Genomic DNA, 6,845 nt, shown 5'->3' on the forward strand with positions numbered 1-6,845 from the left:
TCGGAAAATGGCGAATGATCAACATACTGGACTTGAAACGGAAACGGCGCTGGAACAGGCGAAGGACCAGTTGATTGAACTCGGCAAAAAGCGAGGATCGCTCAGCTACAAAGAGATAGCCGAGAAAATGGCGACGTTCGACCAAGACCCGGAACAAATGGATGAGTTCTACGAGCAGCTCTCCGATCTGGGTATTGAAGTAAGTGAAGCCGATGATGAAATGGGCGTTCGTGCCAACGACCGCGATAATGATGATTCGGACGATTTTCATTTTGATGATGATCTGTCTCTGCCGCCGGGCATCAAAATCAATGACCCGGTTCGGATGTACCTTAAAGAGATCGGCCGTGTTCCGCTCTTGTCGGCCGAAGAGGAAATTGAACTTGCCAAGCGGATTGAGCAGGGCGATTCGGAAGCGAAGAAGCGCTTGACCGAGGCCAATCTGCGGCTGGTCGTCAGCATTGCCAAGCGTTATGTCGGGAGAGGCATGCTGTTCCTGGATCTGATTCAAGAAGGAAATATGGGGCTTATCAAAGCGGTGGAGAAATTCGACCACAGCAAAGGATATAAATTCAGCACCTATGCGACCTGGTGGATTCGCCAAGCGATTACCCGGGCGATCGCGGATCAGGCGCGCACGATCCGGATTCCGGTTCATATGGTCGAGACGATCAACAAGCTGGTTCGCGTATCTCGTCAACTGCTTCAGGAGCTGGGGCGCGAACCGACGCCGGAAGAGATTGCGGCCGAGATGGAATTGAGCGTAGAGAAGGTGCGCGAGATTATGAAGATCGCACAGGAGCCGGTATCCTTGGAGACGCCAATCGGCGAAGAGGACGACTCGCATCTGGGCGATTTCATCGAGGATCAGGAAGCTCTGGCTCCGGCGGACGCAGCCGCGTACGAGCTGCTGAAGGAGCAGTTGGAGGATGTGCTTGACACGCTCACCGAGCGCGAGGAAAATGTGCTTCGCCTGCGCTTCGGCCTGGACGACGGCCGGACGAGAACGCTAGAAGAAGTCGGCAAAGTCTTTGGCGTTACGCGCGAGCGGATTCGTCAAATCGAGGCGAAGGCTCTCCGCAAGCTGCGTCACCCAAGCCGCAGCAAGCGGTTAAAAGATTTCCTAGAATAATGGTGTGCAAGAGACCTTCCGACGCCCTTGCCGGCGTGACGAAGGTCTTTTGCATAGAGGAAGCAGCTTAGGAGCCGCTGTCCTCGGCCAATCTGCCTGCAAGGCAGGACGGCGGCATGACGTTCCTGGAGGTGTACAGGCAATGGATCCTCAGCAACGCCAATGGATGGCCCAGGAGATCGCCCGCTGGCGGAACAACCGGCTGCTGCCTGCAGCCTATTGCAATTTCCTGGCGCAGCTGTACGATGTGCCCCTGGATGCGCAGGAGGAAGGATCGAGTGAGACCGTTCGTTCCTGGCCGGATCGTATCGCCTCCTCGCGGCCAACGACTTGGATGGTTGTTTTTATCATTTTTGTATTGTTTTGTATTATCGGAATTCATTTTACCGCTTTTGCGGCCCCAATGCAAATTAGCGTCATTGCGGCCCCTGCGCTCCTGCTGGCCGCCTTGGCATGGTCGAGCCGGAAGACGAGCCTGCGGAGGTCGCGCGGCCGGGCGCTGATGGCTTGCTTGACGCTGTCCGGAGGCGGCTGGCTTGTGCTGCAGGCCCAGGGATGGACCGCCTGGTGGCTGCCGACCGCGGTCTGGCTCGTTGCCTCTGCGCTTCTCTGGATGCTGTGCGGCATGCCGGCTCGTTCCGGGCTGATGCAGGGAGCGGGCTGGCTGCATGCCGCGGCCGCTTACGGCTGCGTCCTCCGGATCGTGATGCCGGATCTGACCCTAGGCGAGAGCCAATGGCTGTGGCTGCCGGAGAGCGGCTTGTTCGTCTGGATGGCATGGGCGGTACACCGCCTGTCTCCGAGGGTCGCGGCAGGCCTTCTGATCGCCTCCGCCGGACTGTGGTTCATGCCGGAGGCAGTCTGGGCTGCGGCTCGCCCATGGAGTCAACTGGCATCGGATCAAGAGCTGCTGTCCTTCCTGTTGGGAAAATGGATCATCTTATGGTGTAGTGCTTTTTATTTCAGAAAACAGTGGGTGAAATGGATACGTGAACATCAAACTGTCCAAGCGGCTGCAGCAGATCGCTGATTGGGTGCCGGCGGGAAGCCGTCTGGCCGATATCGGCTCGGATCATGCATTGCTGCCGGCCTATTTGGCGGAACAACAACGAATTGAGCTGGCGGTGGCCGGCGAGGTGAATCAAGGGCCCTATGAGGCGGCCTGCCGTCAGATTGAAGGCGCCCGGTTAAGTGATCGGGTAAGCGTGCGGCGGGGAGACGGATTGGCCGTCATCTCGCCCGGCGAGGTCGATGTCATCTCGATCGCGGGCATGGGCGGCGGGCTGATCGTACAGATCTTGTCGGCCGATCCGGCAAAGCTGGCGGGAGTGGCCCGCTTGGTGCTGCAGCCGAATGTCGGCGAGGCCCATGTCAGAGCCTGGCTGCGCCGGGAAGGCTGGAATCTGATGGAGGAAGCTTTGATCGAGGAAGACGGCAAGCTGTATGAGGTGCTGCTGGCCGAACGCGCGCGCAGCATGGAAGAGGCCGTACAGCATGATCGACGCTTGTACGCTCCCCGCGAGTTGAACGCGCAGGTGACATTGACGGAGGAATGGCTGGTGCAGCTCGGCCCGATGCTGTCGGCAGCGCCAACGCCGGAGTTCATGAAGAAGTGGCGGCTGGAAGTTCGCAAAAGAGAGCGCATTCTGCGCACGATGGAGCAGGCTGCGACGAAAGAAGCCAGACAGCGCCGCGCGATGTTCGCGGACAGCCTGGCACAATTGGAGGCGATATTGGCATGTATGCACACGCGCAAACCGTAATTCAATGGATGGAGCAGCTCGCTCCCAAATCGATGGCGGTTCCCGAGGACCGCATCGGCCTGCAATTGGGCACGCTGAACAAAAAGGTGTCCCGGGTGCTTGTGGCCCTGGACGTGACCGAAGAGGTCGTCGATGAGGCGATACGGCTGGAGGCGGAACTGATTATTGCCCATCACGCCATTATTTATCGGCCGCTTCCCCACTTGCAGACCGACACGCCGGCCGGCAAACTGATGGAGAAGCTGATCAAGCATGATATCGCGGTCTACATTTCTCATACGAACTATGATGTTGCTCCGGGCGGGATGAACGATCTGATGGCCGATCGGCTTCAACTCGCCGAGGTGGAGGTGCTGGAGAAGCTTCACGAGGAGCCGCTGCAGAAGCTGGTCGTCTTCGTGCCGACCACCCATGCCGATTCGGTGCGGATGGCGATCCTGGATGCCGGGGCCGGTCATATCGGGGCGTACAGCCATTGCAGTTTCTCGCAGCCGGGAACGGGAACGTTCCGGCCGCAGGAGGGAACCAACCCGTTCATCGGCGAATCCGGGAAGCTGGAGTCCGTCGAGGAAGTGCGCATCGAGACGATCGTTCCGAAGTCGCGCCGCGGCCGGGTGCTGCAGGCGATGTTCAAGGCCCATCCCTACGAGGAGGTGGCCTATGATCTGTATCCGGTCGATCTGAAAGGGACGGTTTATGGACTTGGCCGGGTGGGCAAGCTGCCGGCTCCTTTGACACTGCAAGCCTTTGCCGAGCAGGTGAAGAAGGCTTTCGACGTGCCGCATGTGCGCGTCGTAGGAAGCCTGAATCGCGAAGTGAAGAAGATCGCCGTGCTGGGCGGCTCCGGCTCCCGCTATGTGCGGCATGCGCTGTTGCACGGTGCCGACGTCCTCGTCACCGGCGATATCGATTATCATACGGCGCAAGATGCCCTGGCTGCGGGTCTCGCCATCATCGATCCGGGGCATAACGCCGAGAAGATGATGAAGGAGGATGTCGCTTCGCGCCTGCAGCAGGCCGCTGACAAGCAGGGCGTGAAGACGGTCTTCCATGCTTCCTCCGTAAATACCGAACCGTTTCAATTTATGTAAAACTTACTGGTTGAGTTTCTGGCCGGAACCTAGTATACTAACGATTGTTGTCGGAAAGTTTGACAGACAATCGCTGGTGACTTGCGTCACGAGAGGAAAGTCCGGGCTCCATAGGGCAAGGATGCTGGATAACGTCCAGTCAGCGCAAGCTGAAGGATAGTGCCACAGAAATGGACCGCCGATGGCCGTCTTCATGACGGCACAGGCAAGGGTGGAACCGTGGTGTAAGAGACCACGAGGAACGCTGGTGACTTCGTTCCTGGTAAACCCCATCTGGAGCAAGACCTAATGGGACGCATGCCTGTCTGTACAGGCAGCCTCGGCCCGAGGCGCGTCTGGGTTGGTCGCTTGAGCGGTGCAGCAATGCACAGCCTAGATAGATGATTGTCGCTTAGTAGTGGAAGGGTTGCCCCCGCGATACCACGATGAGTACAGAACCCGGCTTATGGCAAGCTTTCCGTAGCTGCAACTTTTCATGAATTATACGAACACACCCGCAGGGATATCCTGCGGGTGTTTTACATTTTTACATGCCGATGAAGCGGGAGATGAAGCGGTTCAGCTTGCGCTCGATGTTTTGCGGGTACAGGGACAGGGAGGAGTTGCCCTGCTCCGCCATGCTCAACGCGCGGGCGACATCGATTTTTCCGTAGCCGAAATCGATGTCCTTGCCTGGCGTGCCGAGATCCGTAGCGCTCTGGCGCATAATCTCGTACACCTCGGTATTTTTGAGCCCGGGGTTGATCGAACGAATCAGCGCCGCCAGCGCCGTCACATGCGGAGAGGCCATGGACGTGCCTGACAAGGCGGCATATTGATTGTTCGGGTAGGTGCTGGCGATCGAGGTTCCGGGGGCCACGACATCGACGTAATTGCCGTAATTGGAATAAGAAGCGCGCTTGTCATTGGCGTCGGTCGCAGAGACGGCGAAGACTTCGGGGTATGCTGCCGGGTAGCCCGGGCGCTTCGTGTTATCGTTGCCGGTCGCGGCAATGAGTACGACATCGCGATCGAAGGCGTATTTGACGGCATCATGGAGAAAGGCCCCGTCCACATAGTTGCCAAGGCTCAGGTTAATGACCTTGGCTCCGTTATCGGTGGCCCAAATAATCCCTTCCGCGACCGAATAGGTCGTTCCTGAACCGGTGCTGTCCAGCGCCTTGACCGGCAGGATCGGATTCGTCCAGGTCATGCCTGCGACGCCTTCCCGATTATTCACATTGGCTCCGATAATGCCGGCCACATGGGTCCCGTGGCCGACATCGTCCTGCGGCGGAGCCCCCGGATCGAACACATTATAGCCGTTCAGCAGCCGGCCCTTCAGATCATGATGCTTCAAATCGACCCCGGTATCGACGATCCCGATGATGACATTGTCCGCCCCTTTGCTGATGGACCAGCCCCGGTTCGTCTGAATGCTGGGCAAGTTCCATTGATAGGGCTTGTACAAGATGTCGTTCGGTTCTTCGACCGCCACGCCGGCCGGCTCGTTGCCGACAAACGGCAATACGCTGGTTGGGCGGTTCTCCCCGTTCGTCATGTACAAAAAATGGGGCTCGACATACAGCGGATCGTATTGGGCGAAATATTGAGTCATTTGTTCCGCGGTCATCCAATGGGAGCGGAACACATAAGTGGCTCCGATCCTGTGCTTGCGCGGCTGTTCGCTTCCGGTCTCCCGCATCATGCGCTTCAACGCATCCGCCGTCGGCTCGTCCCGGAACCGCACCACGACTTCGTTCTCATAGTAATGGCTCGTTCCGGCATTGTCTTCGCCATCCTTCACCTTCACATCCCGCATCGACTCGGCATCCACGGATTTGACCCGGAACTTGGATTCGGGCGGATAAGGGACGAGGCGCAAATTTTTCTGCTGAAGCTTGCGCACGGTCTGAATGACATGCTGATTCACGAGAGCCACGATGGCATGCTTCTTGCCGGGGGCCGGTATCCCCATGACGATATGATGCTTGCCTTGGAGGGTCACCTGCGGGGATACGTACGATTGCTGCTTTTTGACGGACGATTCGGCGATCTTCAACTGCTCCGTCAGCTTTTGATTGCCAGTTCGCGTCGTATCCTGCGGCAGTTTCCCTTTGACCCATTCCGTCCCCTTGCCAAAATCGATCCATTTCATATAAGCGAAATGGGGATGCGCTTGAATGAATTCCTCGGCGAGCGTATTCATCTGCTTCGATGTTTGCCCGTGCCACTCTTCAAGGGCCGCATCGATGTCTCTGCGGGCGTCCATGGCGAACAAGCGCTCCGTGAAGCGCATATCCTGTTGAAGGACCTGATTTTTGATATGAGTTTCCTGCATCGCGGCAGTACGTCCGTTCTCCACCGGAGCGCGGTTTCCGGACCACAGCAACGGTATGGCCAGAACTGCCGTTCCCAGAGCGGCAATGCCTACCCAATGGCGGGGTTTCAACATATGATGTTCCTCCTTGTCCGGGCCGTATCCATCATCTGCTCCAGCCACACTGAAGATTATTGTCTCCGGAGCGCGGGGCATGGAAGATTTGGCTTTAGCTTGAGATGTTGCGGGCCAAATTATTCGGATGGCTCAAGGAAGCCAAACATTGGTTGCGGACCAGTACCTTTTTGCTGTTACCTGAATCCGTGAAAGGGTTACGAATAAGAGAACCATCACTATCAGCTGTAACGATAGGCGCAGAAAGCAGAGGTGATGACTCGATTCACTTGAAAAAGACATCACGAAACAAAGCTTCCCTTGTGCAAAGCTTGAACGGAAACATAGGTTCGCAATCTATTATCCCGACAAGGTCCCGTAAATGCGCTGGAATGTCTGAAACCATGGACTATGTCTTCCGAAGCGGAGCTTCGTTTGTCTGGCAT

5 protein-coding genes and 1 other RNA gene are annotated in these 6,845 nt (G+C 57.4%); 5 read left to right on the forward strand and 1 reads right to left on the reverse strand.

Going from position 1 to position 6,845, the window contains the following annotated elements:
- The first annotated feature begins 7 nt into the window (after positions 1–7).
- The 5 genes from rpoD to rnpB all read left to right on the forward strand — a co-directional run bounded on the left by rpoD (position 8) and on the right by rnpB (position 4,447).
- Positions 8–1,132, forward strand: coding sequence for an RNA polymerase sigma factor RpoD (gene rpoD / locus ABD76_RS09250; RefSeq protein WP_197256234.1), 1,125 nt, complete (start codon positions 8–10; stop codon positions 1,130–1,132).
- Between the two features lie 142 nt (positions 1,133–1,274).
- On the forward strand, positions 1,275–2,162 hold the full coding sequence (locus ABD76_RS09255; RefSeq protein ID WP_197256236.1) for a hypothetical protein: 888 nt from the start codon (positions 1,275–1,277) through the stop codon (positions 2,160–2,162).
- Positions 2,122–2,895, forward strand: coding sequence for a tRNA (adenine(22)-N(1))-methyltransferase TrmK (locus ABD76_RS09260; RefSeq protein WP_197256238.1), 774 nt, complete (start codon positions 2,122–2,124; stop codon positions 2,893–2,895). Before ABD76_RS09255 ends, ABD76_RS09260 begins: the two co-directional genes overlap by 41 nt.
- Positions 2,871–3,986, forward strand: coding sequence for a Nif3-like dinuclear metal center hexameric protein (locus tag ABD76_RS09265; RefSeq protein WP_197256247.1), 1,116 nt, complete (start codon positions 2,871–2,873; stop codon positions 3,984–3,986). The genes ABD76_RS09260 and ABD76_RS09265 overlap by 25 nt, the downstream gene beginning before the upstream one ends.
- A gap of 54 nt (positions 3,987–4,040) precedes the next feature.
- Positions 4,041–4,447: RNase P RNA component class A (gene rnpB / locus ABD76_RS09270), an RNA gene on the forward strand.
- 65 nt (positions 4,448–4,512) lie between these two features.
- On the opposite strand, the gene ABD76_RS09275 is transcribed toward rnpB, so the two are convergent.
- The gene (locus tag ABD76_RS09275; protein WP_197256249.1) at positions 4,513–6,420 is read right to left on the reverse strand and encodes a S8 family peptidase; all 1,908 of its coding nucleotides are present in this window, start codon (positions 6,418–6,420) and stop codon (positions 4,513–4,515) included.
- Between the last annotated feature and the right edge of the window lie 425 nt (positions 6,421–6,845).

It is taken from the genome of Paenibacillus dendritiformis, assembly GCF_015845845.1.
Lineage (GTDB): Bacteria > Bacillota > Bacilli > Paenibacillales > Paenibacillaceae > Paenibacillus_B > Paenibacillus_B dendritiformis_C.

Bases quoted from the DNA above. Each gene is read 5' to 3' on its own strand.
- ABD76_RS09275 (WP_197256249.1), bottom strand. From the start codon at position 6,420: ATGTTGAAACCCCGCCATTGGGTAGGCATTGCCGCTCTGGGAACGGCA.
- rpoD (WP_197256234.1), top strand. From the start codon at position 8: ATGGCGAATGATCAACATACTGGACTTGAAACGGAAACGGCGCTGGAA.
- ABD76_RS09265 (WP_197256247.1), top strand. From the start codon at position 2,871: ATGTATGCACACGCGCAAACCGTAATTCAATGGATGGAGCAGCTCGCT.
- ABD76_RS09255 (WP_197256236.1), top strand. From the start codon at position 1,275: ATGGATCCTCAGCAACGCCAATGGATGGCCCAGGAGATCGCCCGCTGG.